Genomic DNA, 19,834 nt, shown 5'->3' on the forward strand with positions numbered 1-19,834 from the left:
ACCTCGGGCCTCTGACATCAGACATTTTTTAGAGGCATCTATGTACATATTCTCCGCCGACGCCACCGCGCGCAAGGACATTGATGAAGACGTAAAAGCCGGCAAAACCGTGCCTTTTATTGTTTACATTAATTTTACCGATCTGTTTGGTGCAGAGCAGTTGTGCAAAATTTATTTGATGCGCGCCGGCTTTACCGATATCAACATCAGCAAGCGCAAAGGCGTGCCAGCCTCATTGCTCGAGGACAAGCGCGTCGTCGCGGCCGATAAAGCCTTAAGCGAAGCGCTTGAAGGCGGTTATCACATACAGATGTACGACGACTTTTAACCAGATAGCTGTGGTCTCTATGTAAAATAAAAACCAGCCCCAGCGCATTTTATTTATGCGCTGGGGCTACGCCCCTAGCCCCACTGTCGCTAGGCGCTGGCGGGCAAACATCCTACCGCTACTTGTTTATTAACGACTTTGCGTGAGTCAGATAGTGAATGCTTCACTGGATTTGAGGGTTGCTAAGGCAGCCCCACACCACAAAATACGGGTTCAGCTTGTTATGCGGGGTGGCATAACAAAGCGGTTTACCCTCCAAAGTTTCTACCCGGCCGCCGGCTTGTTCTACCACCGCTTGCGCGGCGCCGGTATCCCACAGGCAGGTCGGGCCGAGGCGAGGGTAGACATCGGCAGCCCCCTCGGCTACCAGGCATAGCTTAAGCGAACTGCCCATGGGCACCATGTCGTGGGTGCCGAGCTTCTCTAACCATTCCGCCAAATCTGGGCTCGGGTGAGAGCGGCTGCCTACTACTCGCCAGGCCGTACCTCGGGTGGGCTTACCGGCTACCCGGATGGCCGTCTTCTCGCCCCCCTCGACCTTAAAGGCACCCACGCCCTCTGCAGCCAGATAGCAAACCTCGAGCGCCGGCGCCACCACAACCCCCAGCACGGGCTTGCCGTTCGCGATTAAGGCGATATTAACGGTGAACTCGCCGTTGCGTTTAATGAACTCCTTAGTGCCATCCAGCGGATCGACCAGCCAGTAGCGACCGACGGCATCGGCGCCAGCAAAGCCCTCGACATCCTCCTCCGAGAGCACCGGGATAGTCTCGGGCAGAGCCAACAGGCCTGCCGCAATGATGTCGTGGGCTGCGTTATCCGCTTCAGTCAGTGGGCTTTTGTCCTCTTTTTCCTCGACAGAGAACTCGCGGGAGTAGATAGCCATAATGGCATCGCCGGCTTTTAGTGCGATACGCTCAACGCTGCTGAGCAGCTCGGAATAATTCAGTGACATAAGAGCCTCGGGTCAACTTAGGAGCCAATGTTATGCATCGATGCTAGGGGCATACTTGACCGTCATCGTTATGCTTAATAGGCGATTTATTGCAAATAACAGGGTATATTTATTTCAGTTTTCATTTAAGAGCCACAGCTAGAGCTTGCCCCCAAATGTTTTATGCTGCGGAAATTTATTAAGCTAAAGCCGCAATAATACGCTTTACGCTATCGCCAGTTGAAAGTTCGGCGGTATTGATGACTACCTCAGGGTTTTCTGGCGTTTCGTAGGGGTCGCTAATACCGGTAAATTGTTTGATTACACCAGCGCGAGCTTTTTTGTAGAGGCCTTTAGGGTCGCGGTCTTCACACACCGCCAGTGGGGTTTCTAAGTAAACCTCAAGAAACTGATTGTAATCAAAAATCGAGCGCACCATTTGCCGATCTCTGTTGTACGGTGAAATAAAAGCACAGATAACAATCAGGCCGGCATCGACCATAAGTTTAGCAACCTCTCCAACCCGGCGGATATTCTCCGCCCGGTCTGCTTCGGTCATCCCGAGGTCTTTGTTTAAACCGTGTCGAACATTGTCCCCATCAAGCAAGAATGACTTGATACCGTTGGTATTAAACGTCGCATCGAGTGCATTGGCAATAGTGCTTTTGCCCGAGCCAGATAGCCCGGTAAGCCAAATGCATCGAGGCTGCTGAGCCATTAGCTCTGCGCGGGCAGCGTTGCTGACGGTACACCGATGCCATACCGCGTTAGAGGGTAGGGTAATGTCTTTGAGCTGGTAGGGGGTGTTTGGCTTACTCATACCGCTTCTCGTTCCGGTTGTTTAATGTATTGTGCATGTCATTAGGTCAGCCTTACTCGAGTTGTTATTTTTGCTAAAAGCAGGGGCTTTCGCCTTATGCTAATGGCGCCCATACTTGTCTTCGAAGCGCACAATGTCGTCTTCTCCTAGGTAAGCCCCGCTTTGAACCTCAATAAGCTGTAGTGGTATTTGACCGGGATTTTCCAGCACGTGAACGCTCCCGACGGGGATGTAAACAGATTGATTTTCTGTAACCAAGGTGGTGTTGTCATCAATAGTGACCTTGGCGGTACCAGAGACGACAATCCAGTGCTCGGCGCGGTGGTGGTGCATTTGCACCGATAACTTTTCTCCCGGCTTTACCGTAATACGCTTTACTTGATACCGATCGCCACTATCGATGGACTCATACTTACCCCATGGCCGATACGCCTCTCGGTGCAACCGATGCTCGGTTCGCCCAGAGGCTTTTAACGATTGCACCACGGCTTTAACATCCTGAACCTGGTTTTTCGCGGCCACCAATAAGGCATCTTTTGTTTGCACAACCACTATGCCATCCAGCCCCACCGTGCTGACTAACGCATTCTCAGCAAACACATAGGTATCGCGGCTGTTGTGCTGAATCACGTCACCCTTACTGGTGTTGCCTGAGTCGTCCTTTTTGGCAACGTCGGCCATAGAAGACCAAGAGCCTACATCACTCCACCCGACATCCAGAGGAAATACAATCGCGCGATCGGTATGCTCCATCACGGCATAATCAATGGATTCAGAAGGGCAAAGATAAAATGCCTCTTTGTTGACTCGAATAAAATCCAGGTCCTCTTCTGGGCTAGCAAAAGCCGCTTGGCAGGCCTGGTATATCTCGGGTCGGTGCTGAGCCAGCTCCTCCAAGTAGCGATCGGCCCGAAACAAAAACATACCGCTGTTCCAGTAGTAGTCACCACTGGCTAAATAAGCCTTGGCGGTCTCTAAATCTGGTTTCTCGACAAAACTTTTAACCGTCTGGCCAAGCTCACCACCCGCGTCACCCCTAATATAGCCATAACCTGTTTCAGGGTAGCTGGGAATCACGCCAAAGGTTACCAAATCGCCTCGCTGCGCAGCAATTGTGGCCTTTTTTACGACGTCGCGAAATGAGTCGGCATCGTTAATCACATGATCGGCTGGCAACACCAACAAAACGGCTTCGGGGTCTGACTCCAGCGCAGTAAAAGCCGCCAGCGCAATCGCGGGGGCGGTATTTTTACCCGCAGGCTCCAAAATAATATTATGATCGAGCTGGCCGATTTGGCGCAGCTGCTCGGCCGCTAAAAAGCGATGCTCCTCGTTACAGACCAAAATAGAGGTTCTGGGGTTTAGTCCGTCTAACCTCTGCAGCGTTTCTTGTAACAAAGTGTATTCACCCACTAAAGGTAAAAACTGTTTGGGATACAACTCCCTAGACATTGGCCAGAGGCGGCTGCCAGAGCCTCCGGACAGAACTACAGGAAAAATCATGTAACTGCTTCCTCGCTAAGTAATTTTTTAGCTGTATAAATTTTAAAAAAGGTGAACATCACTTAATTCTAAGGCTTCTCGCCAAGTTAACTTGATCTGCCAAGGTCAATTTGACGTGGCTTGCTCCTATAGCTTCTGGAGGTTAATCCCTCAGCGGGTTACAGCATCTGGCGCTTAACAGTGGTATTTTTCGAAAAAGACTTTCGCACAAAAATCGCTTTTGTCAGACCTTTATCATGTAGTCAATAACACTTTCTCAAAGTGAGCCTAGCCAAGTATTGAAGAGTGACTCCTTCATTGCCTTGGATAGATGCCTAGAAAACTCCACACTATAATGATGTTTATCCCAACTAAAGGGTTTATCGGCAATAAATATTGGGCAGTCAGAATCGTTCGAGCAGGCATCATTTTTTATGCTGACAAAGTCAATAGAGTATTTTTTAGCTATCGACACCATTAACGTATCGTAGTTGATGAATTTTTCCGCAGTAAAAAGGTTGTTTTTAACGAGCTTTTCAACGCTCTTTTGATTGTTATGCTTTAGGTAATAGTCTGACACCTTATCTTTAACTTTAATGTAATTACCAAAAATAATGACGTTTGACATTCCGTTATTTTTTAGATGCTTTACATACGCTTCTATGTATCTTGGGTCTGCCATTAAGGTCATTATAATTACGCCATCTATTCCTTTTAGCGCATCTTTTGAGTAGCGGATTTTACTTATCTTCTTAAATCGTTCGGGGTGTCTTGTTTCGGCAGCTTGTTTGGGTGTCATAGGGGCGCAACCACCGCAATTGCTAATAATATATCTAAAGTTGGGGAAGGCATTTCCCACTATTCGCGTGGCATCTGGCGCCATGCTGTCTCCAACGATTAGTATGTTCTTTTTGTCTGCCGGTGTATTACAACCTCTGTGATCCAGCGTGTCGGTCTCTCTTATTGGTTGGCATACTTCAAAACCGTCACCCCATATCAACCTTTTGTGCATTTCAGCTTTTATGTCAATTTCCTGAGCTTTACCAGTCTCCATCATGCTAAAAGCTGTTAGCGAGATAAATGCCGTCATAAAAGCGGAAGTTAATAGAAATAGTTTGATTTTTATCACCCTTTTGTTTCTGAATGGTTGTTCGACTAACACGTAAGACGCTAGCGAAAAAGCAAAAGTAAGCAGTAGCCATAGCACTTTATTTTGCCATGTGGGTGTTGACTCAATAATACGGCCAAACGCAAATATTGGATAATGCCAAAGGTATAGTGAGTAAGAAATTAATCCAATGCCAACAAATAACTTACTAGACAGTACCTTTGTAAATAGCTCATCTCTATTGCCAAACCATATAATAAGGGCCGTACCGAGAACCGGTAACAGGGTAATAAAGCCTGGGTGGTTTGATTCAAAATCAACAAAAAATAGTGAATGGATGATAAGAAACAAGCCAATAAATGGCATTGCTTTTTTGAGCAGGGTGTCGTTTTTTGCTTTTGGGTGATAATACAGAATATTGGCTAGTAGGCTTCCCGTTAAAAGCTCCCAAAACCGGGTTGGCAACATATAGAAAGAGAATGAGTGATCAATAGGCGTGATGTACACTGCGAATTGCAGGCTGAGCAACAGCAAGGCTAGCAAAATTGTTACTGTATGCGATTTACACCATTTATATATTGTCAGTAATATTAATGGAAAAAATATGTAGTATTGCTCTTCAATGGCTAAGGTCCAGGTGTGAAGCAATGGTTTTAGCTGTGCCGACTCGGCACCATATTCTTGCAGGCCTATGTGCCAATAAAAGTTAGAGCCAAATGCCAATGTACTAAGTACAGATTTGGCAAAATCTTCAAGCTGTGAGGGAAGTAAAAGGTACCAAGCCACAGGAAAAGAGAACAAAATAACCGTGAATAGCGCGGGCAGAAGCCTTCTAGCCCGCCTTTCATAAAAGTTTCCCAAAGAAAAGCCCTGTGGGCTGTGATATTCCGACATAATGATAGAGGTAATCAAAAAGCCCGAAATCACAAAAAAGATATCAACGCCTAAAAAGCCCCCCTTTAATAACTGCATACCACCTAACACCACCTCAAGGTGGTAGGCGATGACGGCCAATACCGCAATTGTTCTCAGTCCATCGATTTCTGGTCTATAGGCTAGCTTCACTTGTACAAACTCATTATGTATAGGTTTTGTTGTAGTTGTTTGATTTAAACAGACTTAGGGTATCAAAGGACGCTACACATCAATTTGGCTTGATGCGTTCAAGGCCGATTTTGAGCAACGGGCCTCCAGCAACTGTGGAATCAGTGCCAGAGCATCCTGGTAGAGCTGTTTGTTGCACATCTCATCAAATTTAAACAGCAACGCTGCCAATACCACCGCTTGTGCATCAACCGACTTTAATTCTGGGCGTTGCTCCCCCGCTCGCTGCAGTCCGCGGGGCAGGTCTGCCAAACTCTTCTTACCGAGCGGCCAACCAATACCCAGCGGTTCTAGCCTCCAGTTGCCCCAGTAAGTTACCCGCAGTTCACCTTCGGCGTTTTGCAGTAATGTATTTACAGTAATACTGGGGTTCACCACTACCAAAGGTAAAGTTTTAAGTGTCGCCAACATGGTGGGTAAGCGCTCTTCTAGTTCACGCACTAGAGGCCTGTCGTCATTGTCAGCAGCCATATATAAGCGCTCGATTACGGATGCATCTAAGCGCTGCCATAACATTGGATGCGAACGAGCATAGCGGGCAGCCAAATCCTCTGGTGGTGTATATTCCCACAGCGCGGTAAGGTAGTGCTTTAAATGTTTTATCGGATTAACACTTACGAATCCGCTAGGCAGCGATAAAATGTGACAATGCCACTTTCCTACCTGCCCGGTAGCAAGCAAAGGCAAGGCGGGCAAATGCTCGCTGGTGTCGTCCAATAGTAGTGTTGCTTCATGGCTGGCTAGGAGTGAGGGGGTTCTACCGTACAGGCGGATCAAATACCGTCCCAATAGGGTATCTTCAGAGTCGTGCGCTTCAATCTCTAGCGCCACCAGGTCATTCACCCCGGTTTGATGCCAGTTTATACGCAGCCGCTCTGGGGTTATAGAGAGCTGCTCGATCAGTAACTCTCGCAGCCAGCCCTCTCGGGCCTGCGGCGCAAACAGTGTCCAAAACTCCATTTGTTGATCGTCAGCTTGCGTGAGGGCGTGGCCTTTAAAAAACAAAGCGTTTAATTTACGGCGATTTGTATACAAAGCGATGATGGCCGCCACTAGTTGCTTTTTTCTGTTAAAGGCCTGTCGTGCGAGTAGCACGGATATAATGGCAAACAAAAAGCCCTGGGCCGCCCCGGATAAAAACTCCACGACTAACAGAAGGAAAGCCATTAAAAAGCCCACTGCCGTTAAAATAGGCACCAAAGAGGTTAGGTTATCCTCAATACGCTGGCGCAATGTGCTATTGACCTTGTAGGCTAATCCAATGCCTAGTAAACACAATACCGTGTAACTTATCACTAGTATGCACAAAGAGGGAAAGACAAACCCAAGGGCGACCCATACACACGCAATAAAAACGGTATTTGCCAAACCGCCCGCGTAGCGGCGGTAGCTAGAGGCGGCTAGATCATCTTGGTTTTCAAACAAAACAATTTTCTTGCTTTGTGCTAGAAGGCGTTTGGCGCCAAGATTTGACGCCCAGTGAATCAATCTCTCGCTAGCTAGGTGAAGCAGATAAAAAGCTGGCGTCGCAATACACAGAGATATAATTAAGGTGTCGCGATCTAATTGGATAAAGTCTTGCGACAAATAACGTGGAACACCATCAGACCCGATAAGAATTAACACCTTAAGGGGTAAGAGAGACGCAAGCAGCATAGACACCTGTGAGACCAGCGTGGCCGGAATCACAAACAGCGTAGGACCCGGTGCGACCCGAAAGAACTTAGCTCCCAGAGACCCAAGCCAACGAAAACTGGCAAAAACGGTATCAAACAACGCTACTCTCCTAGCCTCAGCGGCGTAAAAACTGCTTATTGTAAGCCCTTTTTGGGCTTTAAACTATACGCCGAGAGGAGTTTGAACAAACCATACTTGCAGTCAGTATTGTGGTCACTTGCTATCGTGGGAAAGTAAACAAGCATTATTTAAAATAAGCTTTACTGTGATTATGTACTTGCGCATTTGTCAAGATTTCGTGTTTATGCATCCATTGGTAATTAGCATGTTGCAGGCTGGGCAAAGACTCAATCGCTTGGTAAATCTCAATGTCAAATGCAAGAACCACATAATGGGTGGAAACCGCCTGTGGCGATTCATCAGTAAAGACAAAGTCATCGTAAAAATGCTCATACAGACCTTTCCAGCGTGCTTCTGTCATGGCAATCGATAAACCTAACTCCACTTGAGTTAATCGCAAAAAAGCATCTTCTAAACACTCATTTTTTTGAATACGCCCACCCGGCACAAACCAATGGTTTTTAGCCGGGCGATTGTTGCGCCAGCCCAAAAGAAATTGATTTTGTGGGTTTTTAACCACAAAATCAATTGAGATTAGCGGTGTGTTAGCGATGACTTGGGTGAAGTCCGACTTAGGTATAAACAACGTTAGCCCCTAAAATTGTTTTGGTTTTGCAAAAACCAATGATATGCATTGCGCAGGCCATCTTCTAAGCCGATAGAGTAGCTCCAACCGAGGTTGCGCAGGCGCGATACGTCCATCAGCTTGCGCGGCGTGCCATCGGGTTTACTGGTATCCCACTTGATCTCTCCTTCAAAACCAACAACTTTAGCGACGGTTTCGGTCAGCTTTTTAATGGTACAATCGACACCGGTACCTACGTTAATATGGCTTAGCATCGGTTGGGTTTGTTGTAGGTAGGCGTTATTTGGCAAGTTCATAACATACACGCTGGCCGCAGCCATATCATCCACGTGTAAAAATTCGCGCATGGGTGAGCCTGTGCCCCAGGCTGTTACGCTCGCATCCCCACGGGCTTTAGCCTCGTGAAAGCGCCGCAACAAGGCCGGAATGACATGACTGTTCTCGGGGTGGAAGTTATCGTTAGGACCATACAAGTTGGTCGGCATGACCGATCGATAATCGCGCCCGTATTGGCGGTTGTAGCTTTCGCAGAGCTTAATGCCTGCGATTTTGGCAATAGCGTAGGGCTCGTTGGTCGGCTCTAGCGTACCGGTTAGCAACGCATCTTCGCGCATGGGTTGCTCGGCTAGTTTGGGGTAAATACATGACGAGCCTAAAAATAATAATTGCTGTATATCGGCCAAATGGGCCGAGTGAATAATATTCGCCTCAATCATCAGGTTTTGGTAAATAAACTCGGCGGGGTATTCGTTGTTGGCCATAATACCGCCGACTTTGGCGGCTGCTAGATAGACTTCGTCAATCTTCTCCGACGCAAAAAAGCGGGAAACGTCGCTCTGGTTGGTTAAATCGAGCTCAGATGAGGTTTGGACGACGACTTTTACGTCGTCACAATCGTTAAGTCGTCTGACAATTGCTGAGCCTACCATTCCGCGGTGGCCAGCTACATACACATTACGCATAATTGCATACCCAAATTTTAATGATTTACCGCACTGATGGACGAGACAGACCCGCTTTACAAGTGGCTACTTGTTGCGTTTTCTTTCCGTAAGCAAAAACCCGCTTTGTGTCGACATCCCAAACAGCCTCAACTTCAACAAAGCCTACCTCTTGCATCATGCGCTTAAGGGCAGAGGGCGAGGGCAGAAAGTAATTCCAACCACCGCGATTGAGCTCTTCTCGGCTCGATCCATCATTGTGGTAAATATAGTTTCCTTCAAAGCGACATATAGGCTCTTCGCTATTGATGCCAGCGGACTCGACCAGTATGTCACCCTCGATATTCAGTGAGTTAAAGAGTATCCGAAAGGCCAAAACAGGGTCGGACAAGTGGTAAATAACACCAGGAAAATATACCCGATCATAACGCTGGTAATGGACGGACTCGTCTAAGTCATAGAGCGACGTCGTTTCGACCGACACGGTATCTTTTAACCCAAACGAATCTGCTAGATACTGTACGACATCGGCATACTTAACAACCTCCTCATTGGCAACAACTTGTCGCGCTTCTAGCGCGCAAAGCAACAAAGTCGTGCCGCCCGTCCAGCAACCCACATCCAGAATACGTTGACCTTTAAAGCTTTGAAGAGATACCGGAAAAAGAGACACAAACTTTTCCATCAATTGAAAATGTCTGTCTCCCATTCGCCCCTCAAACGAGAAAGAACCAAAATCGTGATTATGCCCCCAATGAAATTTTATCGATAAATCTCGTTGTCTATCTATTTCTTCAGGGCTATAACCCTCGATTTCGGGATCTATCGCTCCAAGGCGGCCTTCTAAATTCTTTTGAAACCTAGCGGCATCAAGATTCTGCAAGTTTTTAACCGTAAAACGCGAGAAAGCATCCTTTAAACACGACCTTAAGTCATCAGTAGTCATAGCCTTATCTTACTCCCTGGCAACAGGTACACTGTAACCATGATTTTTCAGTAAAGCTTGGCGCTTTGCCTCCTCTAAGTCGTGTGCGACCATCTCGGCGCACATCTCTTGAGTGGTGATTTCTGGTACCCAGCCAAGTTCGTTTTTTGCTTTGGAAGGATCGCCTAGCAAAGTTTCAACCTCCGCTGGGCGGAAATAGCGTGGGTCAACCTTTACAATCACATCCCCAGCCTGTACGTTCGGTGCATTATCACCTTCAACCGCTTTTACAATGCCCACCTCATCGACGCCTTCGCCTTCAAAGTAAAGGGAAATGCCCAGTTCAGCGGCCGACCACTCAATAAACTGCCGCACCGAGTATTGCACGCCTGTGGCGATGACGTAGTCCATAGGTTCATCCTGCTGCAGCATCATCCATTGCATACGCACGTAATCTTTAGCGTGGCCCCAATCGCGCAGCGCATCCATATTGCCCATGTACAGGCAACCCTCTAAGCCTTGCGCAATATTGGCCAAGCCGCGCGTAATTTTTCGTGTGACAAAAGTCTCCCCTCGGCGGGGTGACTCGTGGTTAAACAAAATACCGTTACAGGCATACATGCCATAAGATTCACGGTAGTTTATGGTAATCCAATAAGCGTACAGCTTGGCTGCGGCATAGGGCGAGCGTGGGTAAAAGGGCGTGGTTTCTTTTTGCGGAGTTTCCTGCACCTCACCAAAAAGCTCAGAGGTAGATGCCTGGTAAAACTTGGTCTTTTTTTCCATTCCACAAATACGAATGGCTTCCAGCAAGCGAAGCGTACCTAATGCATCCACATCGGCGGTATATTCAGGCGATTCAAATGAGACAGCCACATGCGACTGTGCCCCCAGGTTATAAACCTCATCTGGCTGCACTTCTTGAATAATGCGAATCAGGTTGGTGGAGTCTGATAAATCTCCGTAATGCAGCACAAAATTCTGGTTGTCAACATGTGGGTCTTCATAAATATGGTCAACTCGCTGAGTATTAAACAGCGAGCCACGGCGCTTAATACCGTGAACCTGGTACCCTTTCTCTAATAAAAGCTCCGCTAAATACGAGCCGTCCTGGCCGGTGACACCGGTGATAAGTGCTTTTTTCAATTTACCTTCCTAAATATCTAAGTTGTCAATTGTTTCAGTGTTGGTACATTTTTTTCAAGAGGTGTAATCGGAAACAAATGCGAAGTATAGAATGCCGTAATGGGTCAGTTCGTAGTTGTGTTTACTTTCCTCCAACAAAAAGCGCCTCAGCCTCACTATTCCTTAAGCTTTATCTCGACACGATATTTCCTTTGTCGGACATGGACTGTCAAAATAGTTCCTTTACCTAGATGGTACGGTTTAAGCTATATGGCTTAAACTGTATCAAACATGGGGGTACACTATTGTGTGCCACAATACGAAATAAATATAAGCCGTCTCTCTTTTTAATATTTAATTCAGTTTTTGAGCCGTTAAAAATCTCTCGACTTTTAATATGTCTGAAGGAGTATCAACAGCGATAGAAGAAACATTGGTCTCTTCCATCTTGATTTGCAACCCCATATCAATAAATCTTAGCAATTCAACATCCTCAAACTGCTCATTAATTGTCTTGGCGCGTGCTGCAAAAGTTTTCAGTGCATTCTTAGTGTAACCATATATCGGAATTTGCTGCTTAAAGTTTGGCACCATGCCGGCTTTGGAGAACGGTACTGGAAGTCTAGACATGTACATGACTTCATCAAGCTCATTGGTGATCACTTTAATAATTGTATCGCTGTTAATCTCTGTCTCGTCTGTAATGTATTTATATAGATTGTACGCTGCATAATTATCCCCGTGCACTGAAAATAAAGTGAGTATTTGGTCGATACTTTTTGGGTCAATTACAGGTTCGTCGCCTTGTATATTAATGTATAAGTCGTAATCTAGTTGCTCGCTGACCTCATAAACTCTATCGGTTCCGGTAAGGCACCCGGAGCTTGTCATGCAGCATGGAATATTTTCGGTGTGACAAAACTCCAAAATTCGAGGGTCATCTGTAGCAACAATAGCATCATTTAACAGACTAGATTGTTTGACTTGATTATATGTTCTCAGGATCATAGGGACGCCGGCAATCTTGGCCAGTGGTTTCCCCTCAAATCTTGATGAATTGTATCTGGCAGGTATTACCCCCAGAACTGTTCCAACATTTTTAGTCATTTATTTTTACCATGCGTCCCAACCGCCATCAACGTGAAGCGTCGTGCCGGTGACATAATCAGACATACTCGATGATAGATAAAGGCAGGCATTTGCTACATCGGTCCCAGAGCCCCACTTTCTCATAGGTGTTCGCTCTATTGTGAAGTTGTACAAATCACTCTTTTTCTTGAAGGATTCTGCATAGGAGGTTTCACAGAAGCCGGGAGCTATAACGTTGACATTGACTCCGGACTCAGCCCATTCAGCAGCTATGCACTTGGTAAGTGTGATAATGGCACCTTTAGAGGCGCCATAGCCCGCCAGCTCTGGAAGACCATTGGATCCGATGATTGACGCCATATTAACAATCTTTCCACTTTGACGTTGCAGCATGTGTGTACCCACTGCTTTACAGAATAAAAAGGTACTGCCAGTGTTGACCGTCATAACCTTCTGCCACTCGTCCCAGCTAATATCTGTAAACGCTTTCCTAAACCGTATTCCCGCGTTATTTATCAGCACATCAATTTTTCCAAACTGATTGATAACTCTGTCCACAAACTCGTTTACTGTAGATTCATCTGAAGCGTCACCAGCCATGCATAGTATGCGGTTTTCATTCAAATCCAATTGGCGTGTGAGCTCATTCAGGTCGTCTTCTGTGCGGCTAATTAGTGCCAATTTTGCGCCATGCTCCGCAAATACTCTGGCGCAATCGCGCCCAATGCCTTTGCCCGCACCGGTAATGATACACACTTTATCTTGCAGTAATGTGGTGGATGTCACTCCTCACTCCTTAATTATTAGGTTGAATGTTTCCTCGATGAGGCTAAACGGAACGTCATTATACACATCCGCCGAGCCGATACTGTCCGCCAGAATCAACCGAAGCTTGTTGTCTAAGCGCTTTTTATCTTTCACAACATTATCAAGACAGCTGCGTATGAGGCGGTCACGATCAAAGCCCAATAAAGATGAGCTTACCTCAACAGGCAATCCATATTCCTTGAGTATCTTTTCTAACGAATACTCTATCTCAGAATCGATACCAAGGTGACGCGAGGCAATATGTGCGACGGCCATGATGCCTATTGAAACGCCCTCTCCATGTCTTAGCTGCTCTTGTCCATATTTGTCCACAGTTGAGATTTCGATAGCATGTCCAAGTGTGTGCCCGTAATTTAACAGCAGGCGCTTGCCTCCTTCTTTTACGTCCCCCTGTACATGCCGGATTTTTATATGGATTGTTCTTTCGATAAAATCGGTAACGTAGCTGGGCTCTCGCGAGAGGATTTTCGCCTTGTTTTGACTAAGGTGATCAAAGAAAAGCTTGTCGTGAATAATGGCGCACTTTATTACTTCAGCGAGACCAGAGCGGTAGTCTCTTTCTGAAAGTGAGGCAACCAAGTTCAAGTCAATAAGGTTAAGGATTGGGTGATAATAACTACCGATACCATTGATGGTGCTTCGAAAGTTGATGGCGGTTTTCCCTCCAACACTACTATCAACCATGGCTAGCAGTGTTGTTGGGATGTGAACAAGGTTCATACCGCGAAGCCATGTGCTAGCAATAAAGCCAGACATGTCTCCAATGACGCCTCCCCCCAGAGCGATCAGCGTCGAATCTCTGGCGAAGTTGTACTCCTCAAGTTTAGAATAAACTTTTAGCGCTTCATTAATGTTTTTATTTCCCTTTCCTGCTTGCAAAGCATGCAATAGAACATCAAATCCTGCTTGCTCGAGAAGCTTGCGCAGAATACTAATGACGGTGTTTTCAAAAAAAACATCATAAATAAGTATGACTTTCTTATTTTTTGTGGCGTCAGTAATGTATTGGGGGAGTCTTTGAATGACATCCTTTCCAATGTATAGCGGGTAGGGTGTTCCATCCAAGTTTACACTAATTTTTGCGTCAGATTTCATGCTACACATCCCAAAACATACCAGAATTTACGATGAGCTCAGCTATTGTATAGTCGTCGGGCGTGTTCACCTCATGCCCCTCAAAGTGATCAATGAAATTGAAGAATGGATTTTTTCCAATTCTTTTTCGGTGCTCATTATAGGTATCTTTTTTGAAGACATACACAGAAGATTGCTCAAAAATAACAGGCGTTATTGTAGATGGTTTTGGGGTGGGTTTGTCGAGCGAATAATTAAGCGGCTTATCGTCAAACCAAGAAAGTTTTTGGAAACGGAGCGCCGTTAGAGCTGAGTCGTACCCTTCAAATTTTACAGCATCAATGCATTTTCTTAACGTTTCTGGCTGCAAAAACGGGCTGTTGGGGTGTATTAGCACGACGATGTCAGTATCTACCTGAGCAAGAAAGGCATCAATGATATCCTCGATGGCAACATCTTCTGAGTCTAAAGAGGCCGGGCGCTGAAGGTACTGGTAACCTGTGTCGTCGTCAAGGTAATCCAAGACTTTTGTGTCAGAGCAGTAGATATAGGTTTGATCGATTTGCGGAACCTTGTTTAGTAGTCGCAAAGTATAGTTAATCAGATACTTTCCGCCCAATTTCTTGAGGTTTTTATGCTGCTTCTGATTCGGTCGGTAATCGAGCCAGTATGGGACAAAAGCTACAATTTTCATCTTAAACTCCTGTTTTTGAAGCATTGTGAGGTCTAGTTGCCCCATGTTTAATTGGCCGAATGATTAGAGGGTTAACCTGCATGCAGCATTTGGGGGGCAGTCTTTCTCCGAAACTCGTGTTTGGTCATCCTATATTGTATTGCGTAGCCATTGTGTCGCTAATGGTTATGGCAATTTTGGTAAATTCTTGAGGAACTAGCCATTTATGTCGCGCTGTCCGGTTAAGCCGGTTCATCAAAGCGTTCTGAGGTGAACATCGCCGTTGTTTCCGGCTCTGACGCGAAGGGCTTTATTAAAGAAAAAGTTGTAATATTGTGTTGGCGAGAACCCGCCACATTGTAAAGTGTACAAAAAACATTCATGACGTATGCCTATGTTTGGTAGTTAAAAAAATTCAAAAAGCACTCTAGGTCAATGTTCAACTTAGATATAGTGTCTTGCGATAATTTGGCCTTGTAGTTTCCAGGGTGTACTTGACGAACATGATTGGTGGTCTGCTCAGTGTCAGGGATTAAGTCGTGCTTTTGGGCTACTTTTGCAATTAGAGTGTCGTTGATTGGCAGGCCGAAGTGTTCTGCTACGGATGTCAATAGATCAGGCTTATCGTATATCACGTCTTCATAACGAATAACTTTTGTAGCACTCTTTGGCAGTTTGGATTTATATGCGTTGAAGTTGTTCATATAGCTTTTTGCTCTAGACAAAACAAACGAGTCTATATCCATCGCATTTACCGATTCGCGCTCTTGTAGTCGCGCCGTGTCTCCTTTTTTAACTGCATGGGATTTGGCAATTGAGAAATACAGTGAAACCAGCATGTCTCGCGGATCTCTGGTGAGCCATATGCAGTTTGCATTGTTCAGGTCTAGGTCAAAATGTTTCGGGTAGTGACGAAAGCCAGTGTAAATGACGCCTTCTTCCGAGAACACACTTTTAGCGTCTTCAGCAATCTGTGCTGGATTAATGCCGAGATTAAATGCAGCGCCAAACAGCGAAAAACTAGGCACTGAAAGCTCTTTGCAGTAGTCACGTACTAGCCGATCTAGTAAAGTGGAACCGCTTTTTGCAAAAGCAAATACGAAGCCACTTGGAAACCTTAACTGGCTGGATGGTATTGAGAGGGTGTAGCTCTTACCTTCCGTTGATGTCAATTCTATATTGTTAGTCATATTTTAGGTTCTATCAAAATAGTCCAGAAAATTTTTGTAATGATCAAGGCTTTCTTGTCCTAAATATTTAATATAATACTTGGAGCCCTTATTGGTTTCATTCGATGATGCCGATCCTCGCGCCTTCTTAAACCGATCCTCGGAGTCAAACTCGGCCTCGGGAGGAAAATAAATAGATTCTACTTCGGTACGGTACCTGAGCACTTTATAACCTTGGCTGAGCATTTCATAGAGTAACGATGTCGTGTGCCCTACTACGAGACTAATGTCCTCTGGCACTTTCTCGATGAATTTTACTTTTGGAAACTTCGCTGTATACATTGCTTTTTCGTTGCTTGGGTGGAGTTTGATAACTATTTTTTGTAGCTCTTTTGGTATGGCGGAAAGAACAATCGAAATCATATCAATATTCTGTTGGTCAAATAACTTTTGATCGGTAGCTATTAGTATTCTTCCAGTCTCACTCGATTGATTGTTGAACGTTTTCGGTTCTAGGGTAGGTTTTCCGACCACTAAAATTTTACTGTCAGGCCGGTACTTGTGGATTAAATTTGCTGTGCAATCTCCCCAAGCGAGGAAGAAGTCCGCTACGTGATTTTTATAGTTGACAATATTTATATTGTCGTCATCAAAATATTCCACGTACAAGCCGTGCTGTAATGTTGCGGTTGGTATTTTGCAAAGTTTGAGGGCTTGGCAGAAGAAGTTTTCTGCTCCTTGCATATCGCTGAAAAAAATCGCTCTGTTTGTGTTCTTGAATGTTTTGCTAAATAAAAAGCAGTAAGTTAAGAGCTTTATGCGCAAAGCTTGATTTAGGTACGGGTTATTTTCTCTTACTATTTTAGAATGATGATAATTTTTTTTTATGTACCTAATGAGCTCTCCATTCAGGCTGTTCGAAGTTTGGCGTAAGTCGATAATTGGGTTGTCCGTGGTGCCCGCGATTTTGTCGAGAAGTAGGTCATAATCTGCTCGCGTCATGCTTTTATAAAAAACAGTCTTGGTGGTTTTTAGATTGGTATAAATGTTGTTGTCAAGCTTTGTGCATTCCTTAATGATGCTCTCCAAGAACTGTTTTTGGGGGTTAATTCGCTTATACCTTTTGAAATAGTCTCTTTCTTGTGCGAATACTTTTGTAAAGTCAATTTTATCTAGAAGCTCCCACTCCATGCTAACTTCCTCTCAGAATGTTTTCAGCGTTTCTGCAGAACGCTTTGTAGTAAGCGCTATTTTTTCTAGTGTCCGATAATCCAAAGTTATCTATTTGTACTTTGATTGACTCCAGGTAGGGAGTCAATCCTTCTTCGCTGGTCCCACCAGCGTAAAAGTTGCATACTAGCGTGTCTACGTGCTTGAATTTAGCGCCGGATTTGTAAAGCTGTATGAACTGATTGTAGTCTGCCGCACTTTTGAAGGTTAAATCGAATTTGTGTTTTAACAGTGCTGAAGTCTTTGTGAATATTGCTTGGTGGCAAAAGGGCATTCTAATATTGATGGTGTCTATTGATTTTGCTTGCTGTAAGGACGCTTGTTTTTCACTGATATATTTTCGATTGCCATAAATGACGTCAAACTTATCATCAAAGTCATTGTTTAGGAAAATTCTGTCTATGACATTTTCGTCTGAAAATTCGTCGCCGGCGTTCATGAAAATAGAGTAGTAGCCGGTAGCCAAGTCAATGGCTTTGTTCATTGCATCATAAATTCCATTGTCAGTTTCTGAAACTGCGACATCGATTACATCAAGGTTTGTATCAATTACTTCTTTAGTGCCATCTATAGAGTTACCGTCTATTACAATAAACTCCAAGTTGGGGTAGTTTAGTCTCCTAAGGCTTTGTATCGTTCTCAATAGGCCTGCTTTGTCATTATAGACTACCGTTAATACTGAGATTTTTGGGCATGAGCGTTTTGAGATGAGGTAGCCTTCATCATTTAGTTTTGTTAGTAGTCGAAGTAAAACTCCTTTCGTGACAGGGTCCCGCTCAAAATTCTTAATCGCTATAATGCTATTTACGTTGTGTGTTTTTATATTAGAGTTGGTGGTCAAGTCGTTCAGAGCTCGATTTAGGTAGAGCTCACAGCAGTTAAGTGAGATTGATTTAATAAAGTGGGTTTTCTTCCATTCTTTTTTATCTTTTAAGTGGCTGAAGGCCGCTAAGGCAGCTTCTGACGCCCCCATAAGAAAACCTTGCCTACTCCTTCCGCCACTTTTAAAGTTGCAAATCGGAATGGGCGCGTATTGGAAGTTAAAGCCCTCCATATAGCGATCTACTATAAACTTGTAGTCGGCTGCTAGCTGAAGGTTTTCGTTGTAAGGGTGTTCAAGTAGCACGGTTCTTCGGTTGAAGACCGCCTGATGATAGATCACTTCGGTATACAATATGTTTGATAGGTCGCCAGCTTTCTCGTAAGTTCTTACCCCATTTACTTCTGTTCTATATCTGTCGCCGTATATGAAGTCGGCGTTTGTATCGGTCTTGGTTATCGCTTCCTCTATTACTGTGGGTGAGGCGAACTCGTCAGCAGCGTTCATGAAGATTACGAAGTCGCCGCTGCACATTCTTACAGCTTTATTCATGGCGTTATAGATGCCACTGTCTGCCTCGCTAACGTAAGCGGAAATGTTATGTTTGTTCTTGGCTACATATTCCTGTGTTCCATCTGTAGATCCCCCGTCTACAACAATATACTCTAAGTTTCTGTATGTTTGGTTTTTGACACTTTCAGCTGTCAGTCGAAAGTCATCTAATGCGTTAAGCATCACCGTGACAACGGATATTCGAGGTTTGTCTGCTTTTGGATCCATCAGCTTTCTCTATTCTCTTTTATAGAAAATTTTTCCGGTCTCGTACTTTAACTTAAATTGCTTTGTAATTTAGTATTTTCGTTATTTGCTTCAGGTGAGCTGAGTCGGAAATTTCTTTAATGTAGTCTTCGGACATGTCTTTTCTTGGGCGGAGTTTTATTTTTGCGCCACTTCGGCCGCTGTCTCCGCTTATTTTGAATATGTCAATATATTCCAGGCTGTCTGCTTTCATGTCTAGGTCAAGAGCTTCTGTGATTTTTTTAAGTTGCGTTTCTGGCCGCTCAACAAAATCTTCATATTTTATGATCTTATCTATGCCAAAAGGTGTCAGGAATTTTAATAGCCGTGCGCAGTATTCATCAAAACTGTTGGGTATGAAGTGTATCCAACCGTTGTCCCTTAACGACATAAATGAATCGATAGGGTGGCGCACTGTGACCAATTGTCTGATATCAAAGTGAGGCTCTAGCAGTCGTGTTAATGTGTCGACTTGAGGTGTTGGCTTGTCGGTACAATAATCTGCGTGTGTGTGCGCTCTTAACACCAAGTGACCGCCAAGTTCTTTTATATGCTTTTCTGTTTCTATGATGTCGTTTACAAAAAGTTTTTCGGCGAGTGCATCAACATTAGGCACTCGCCCGTATATGGCTTGTGTGGTGATATCTCTTGGGGTGTAGGCGGCTTTGTTTATATTCATGCCTAATCGCGTTGTCGGGTGTAATTCACTTAATACGAACACATTAGGTTGTGCGGCAAGACACTTGGAAATCAGGGTGCCGCCGCTGCAGGCAAAGTGATGAAGAATCCGTAGCGTGGGCTTGGAGTTTGCCTTGTCGGCATTGACTACAAGGGCGCAACGCTCTAGCAAGCTTCGGGCGTTGCCTAAGCCTCCCGTGTCGACCTGGGTGCTACTGGCATTGCCCTGATTCGCACTATAGTCGTCAATAAGACTAAGGGCTTGTTGCAGCTCTTGCTGTAGTATTTTTAGGCCGGTAGGGGTTGTCATAATGCGGCGCAACCT

The 19,834-nt window shown here is 45.0% G+C and carries 18 protein-coding genes; 1 reads left to right on the forward strand and 17 read right to left on the reverse strand.

Annotation, left to right across the window (positions count from 1 at the left end):
- Positions 1-40: 40 nt before the first annotated feature.
- Positions 41-328, forward strand: a complete 288-nt coding sequence (locus ACGHAD_RS05885; RefSeq protein WP_339616229.1) for a hypothetical protein — start codon at positions 41-43, stop codon at positions 326-328.
- A 163-nt stretch (positions 329-491) separates the two neighbouring features.
- Here ACGHAD_RS05885 and cysQ read toward each other — a convergent pair whose 3' ends face one another.
- The 17 genes from cysQ to ACGHAD_RS05970 all read right to left on the reverse strand — a co-directional run bounded on the left by cysQ (position 492) and on the right by ACGHAD_RS05970 (position 19,819).
- Positions 492-1,283 carry a 3'(2'),5'-bisphosphate nucleotidase CysQ gene (cysQ, locus tag ACGHAD_RS05890; RefSeq protein ID WP_382416456.1) on the reverse strand — a complete coding sequence of 264 codons (792 nt, stop codon included), beginning with the start codon at positions 1,281-1,283 and terminating at the stop codon, positions 492-494.
- Positions 1,284-1,461: 178 nt separating this feature from the next.
- A complete protein-coding gene (gene cysC, locus ACGHAD_RS05895; protein WP_382416454.1) occupies positions 1,462-2,082 on the reverse strand; it encodes an adenylyl-sulfate kinase in 621 nt (206 codons plus the stop codon).
- Positions 2,083-2,181: 99 nt separating this feature from the next.
- Positions 2,182-3,585 (reverse strand): mannose-1-phosphate guanylyltransferase/mannose-6-phosphate isomerase, encoded by a 1,404-nt coding sequence (locus tag ACGHAD_RS05900; RefSeq protein WP_382416452.1) that lies wholly within the window; start codon positions 3,583-3,585, stop codon positions 2,182-2,184.
- A gap of 256 nt (positions 3,586-3,841) precedes the next feature.
- Positions 3,842-5,737 (reverse strand): acyltransferase family protein, encoded by a 1,896-nt coding sequence (locus ACGHAD_RS05905; protein WP_382416450.1) that lies wholly within the window; start codon positions 5,735-5,737, stop codon positions 3,842-3,844.
- A gap of 72 nt (positions 5,738-5,809) precedes the next feature.
- Positions 5,810-7,552: a hypothetical protein gene (locus ACGHAD_RS05910; protein ID WP_382416448.1), complete on the reverse strand. Its 1,743-nt coding sequence runs from the start codon at positions 7,550-7,552 to the stop codon at positions 5,810-5,812.
- Positions 7,553-7,697: 145 nt separating this feature from the next.
- Positions 7,698-8,159 carry a GDP-mannose mannosyl hydrolase gene (locus ACGHAD_RS05915; RefSeq protein ID WP_382416446.1) on the reverse strand — a complete coding sequence of 154 codons (462 nt, stop codon included), beginning with the start codon at positions 8,157-8,159 and terminating at the stop codon, positions 7,698-7,700.
- A 2-nt stretch (positions 8,160-8,161) separates the two neighbouring features.
- Complete coding sequence (locus ACGHAD_RS05920) at positions 8,162-9,121, reverse strand: GDP-L-fucose synthase family protein (RefSeq protein ID WP_382416444.1); 960 nt, start codon at positions 9,119-9,121, stop codon at positions 8,162-8,164.
- Between the two features lie 25 nt (positions 9,122-9,146).
- On the reverse strand, positions 9,147-10,046 hold the full coding sequence (locus ACGHAD_RS05925) for a DUF1698 domain-containing protein (RefSeq protein ID WP_339616221.1): 900 nt from the start codon (positions 10,044-10,046) through the stop codon (positions 9,147-9,149).
- A gap of 9 nt (positions 10,047-10,055) precedes the next feature.
- Positions 10,056-11,171 (reverse strand): GDP-mannose 4,6-dehydratase, encoded by a 1,116-nt coding sequence (gene gmd / locus ACGHAD_RS05930; protein ID WP_382416442.1) that lies wholly within the window; start codon positions 11,169-11,171, stop codon positions 10,056-10,058.
- 333 nt (positions 11,172-11,504) lie between these two features.
- Positions 11,505-12,257, reverse strand: a complete 753-nt coding sequence (locus ACGHAD_RS05935; protein ID WP_382416440.1) for a 3-deoxy-manno-octulosonate cytidylyltransferase — start codon at positions 12,255-12,257, stop codon at positions 11,505-11,507.
- Between the two features lie 6 nt (positions 12,258-12,263).
- The gene (locus ACGHAD_RS05940; RefSeq protein ID WP_382416438.1) at positions 12,264-13,025 is read right to left on the reverse strand and encodes an SDR family NAD(P)-dependent oxidoreductase; all 762 of its coding nucleotides are present in this window, start codon (positions 13,023-13,025) and stop codon (positions 12,264-12,266) included.
- A gap of 3 nt (positions 13,026-13,028) precedes the next feature.
- A complete protein-coding gene (aroB, locus tag ACGHAD_RS05945) occupies positions 13,029-14,162 on the reverse strand; it encodes a 3-dehydroquinate synthase (RefSeq protein WP_382416437.1) in 1,134 nt (377 codons plus the stop codon).
- Position 14,163: 1 nt separating this feature from the next.
- Entirely contained in the window at positions 14,164-14,835 is a 672-nt protein-coding gene (locus ACGHAD_RS05950) for a cytidylyltransferase domain-containing protein (protein WP_382416436.1), read from the reverse strand.
- A gap of 371 nt (positions 14,836-15,206) precedes the next feature.
- A complete protein-coding gene (locus ACGHAD_RS05955; protein ID WP_382416434.1) occupies positions 15,207-16,004 on the reverse strand; it encodes a sulfotransferase in 798 nt (265 codons plus the stop codon).
- A 3-nt stretch (positions 16,005-16,007) separates the two neighbouring features.
- Entirely contained in the window at positions 16,008-17,174 is a 1,167-nt protein-coding gene (locus ACGHAD_RS05960) for a hypothetical protein (RefSeq protein WP_382416432.1), read from the reverse strand.
- A gap of 1 nt (position 17,175) precedes the next feature.
- Positions 17,176-18,813 carry a glycosyltransferase family 2 protein gene (locus ACGHAD_RS05965; protein WP_382416430.1) on the reverse strand — a complete coding sequence of 546 codons (1,638 nt, stop codon included), beginning with the start codon at positions 18,811-18,813 and terminating at the stop codon, positions 17,176-17,178.
- A gap of 52 nt (positions 18,814-18,865) precedes the next feature.
- Entirely contained in the window at positions 18,866-19,819 is a 954-nt protein-coding gene (locus ACGHAD_RS05970) for a sulfotransferase (RefSeq protein ID WP_382416429.1), read from the reverse strand.
- Positions 19,820-19,834: the final 15 nt, after the last annotated feature.

The sequence above is a fragment of the Gilvimarinus japonicus genome (assembly GCF_042847215.1).
Lineage (GTDB): Bacteria > Pseudomonadota > Gammaproteobacteria > Pseudomonadales > Cellvibrionaceae > Gilvimarinus > Gilvimarinus japonicus.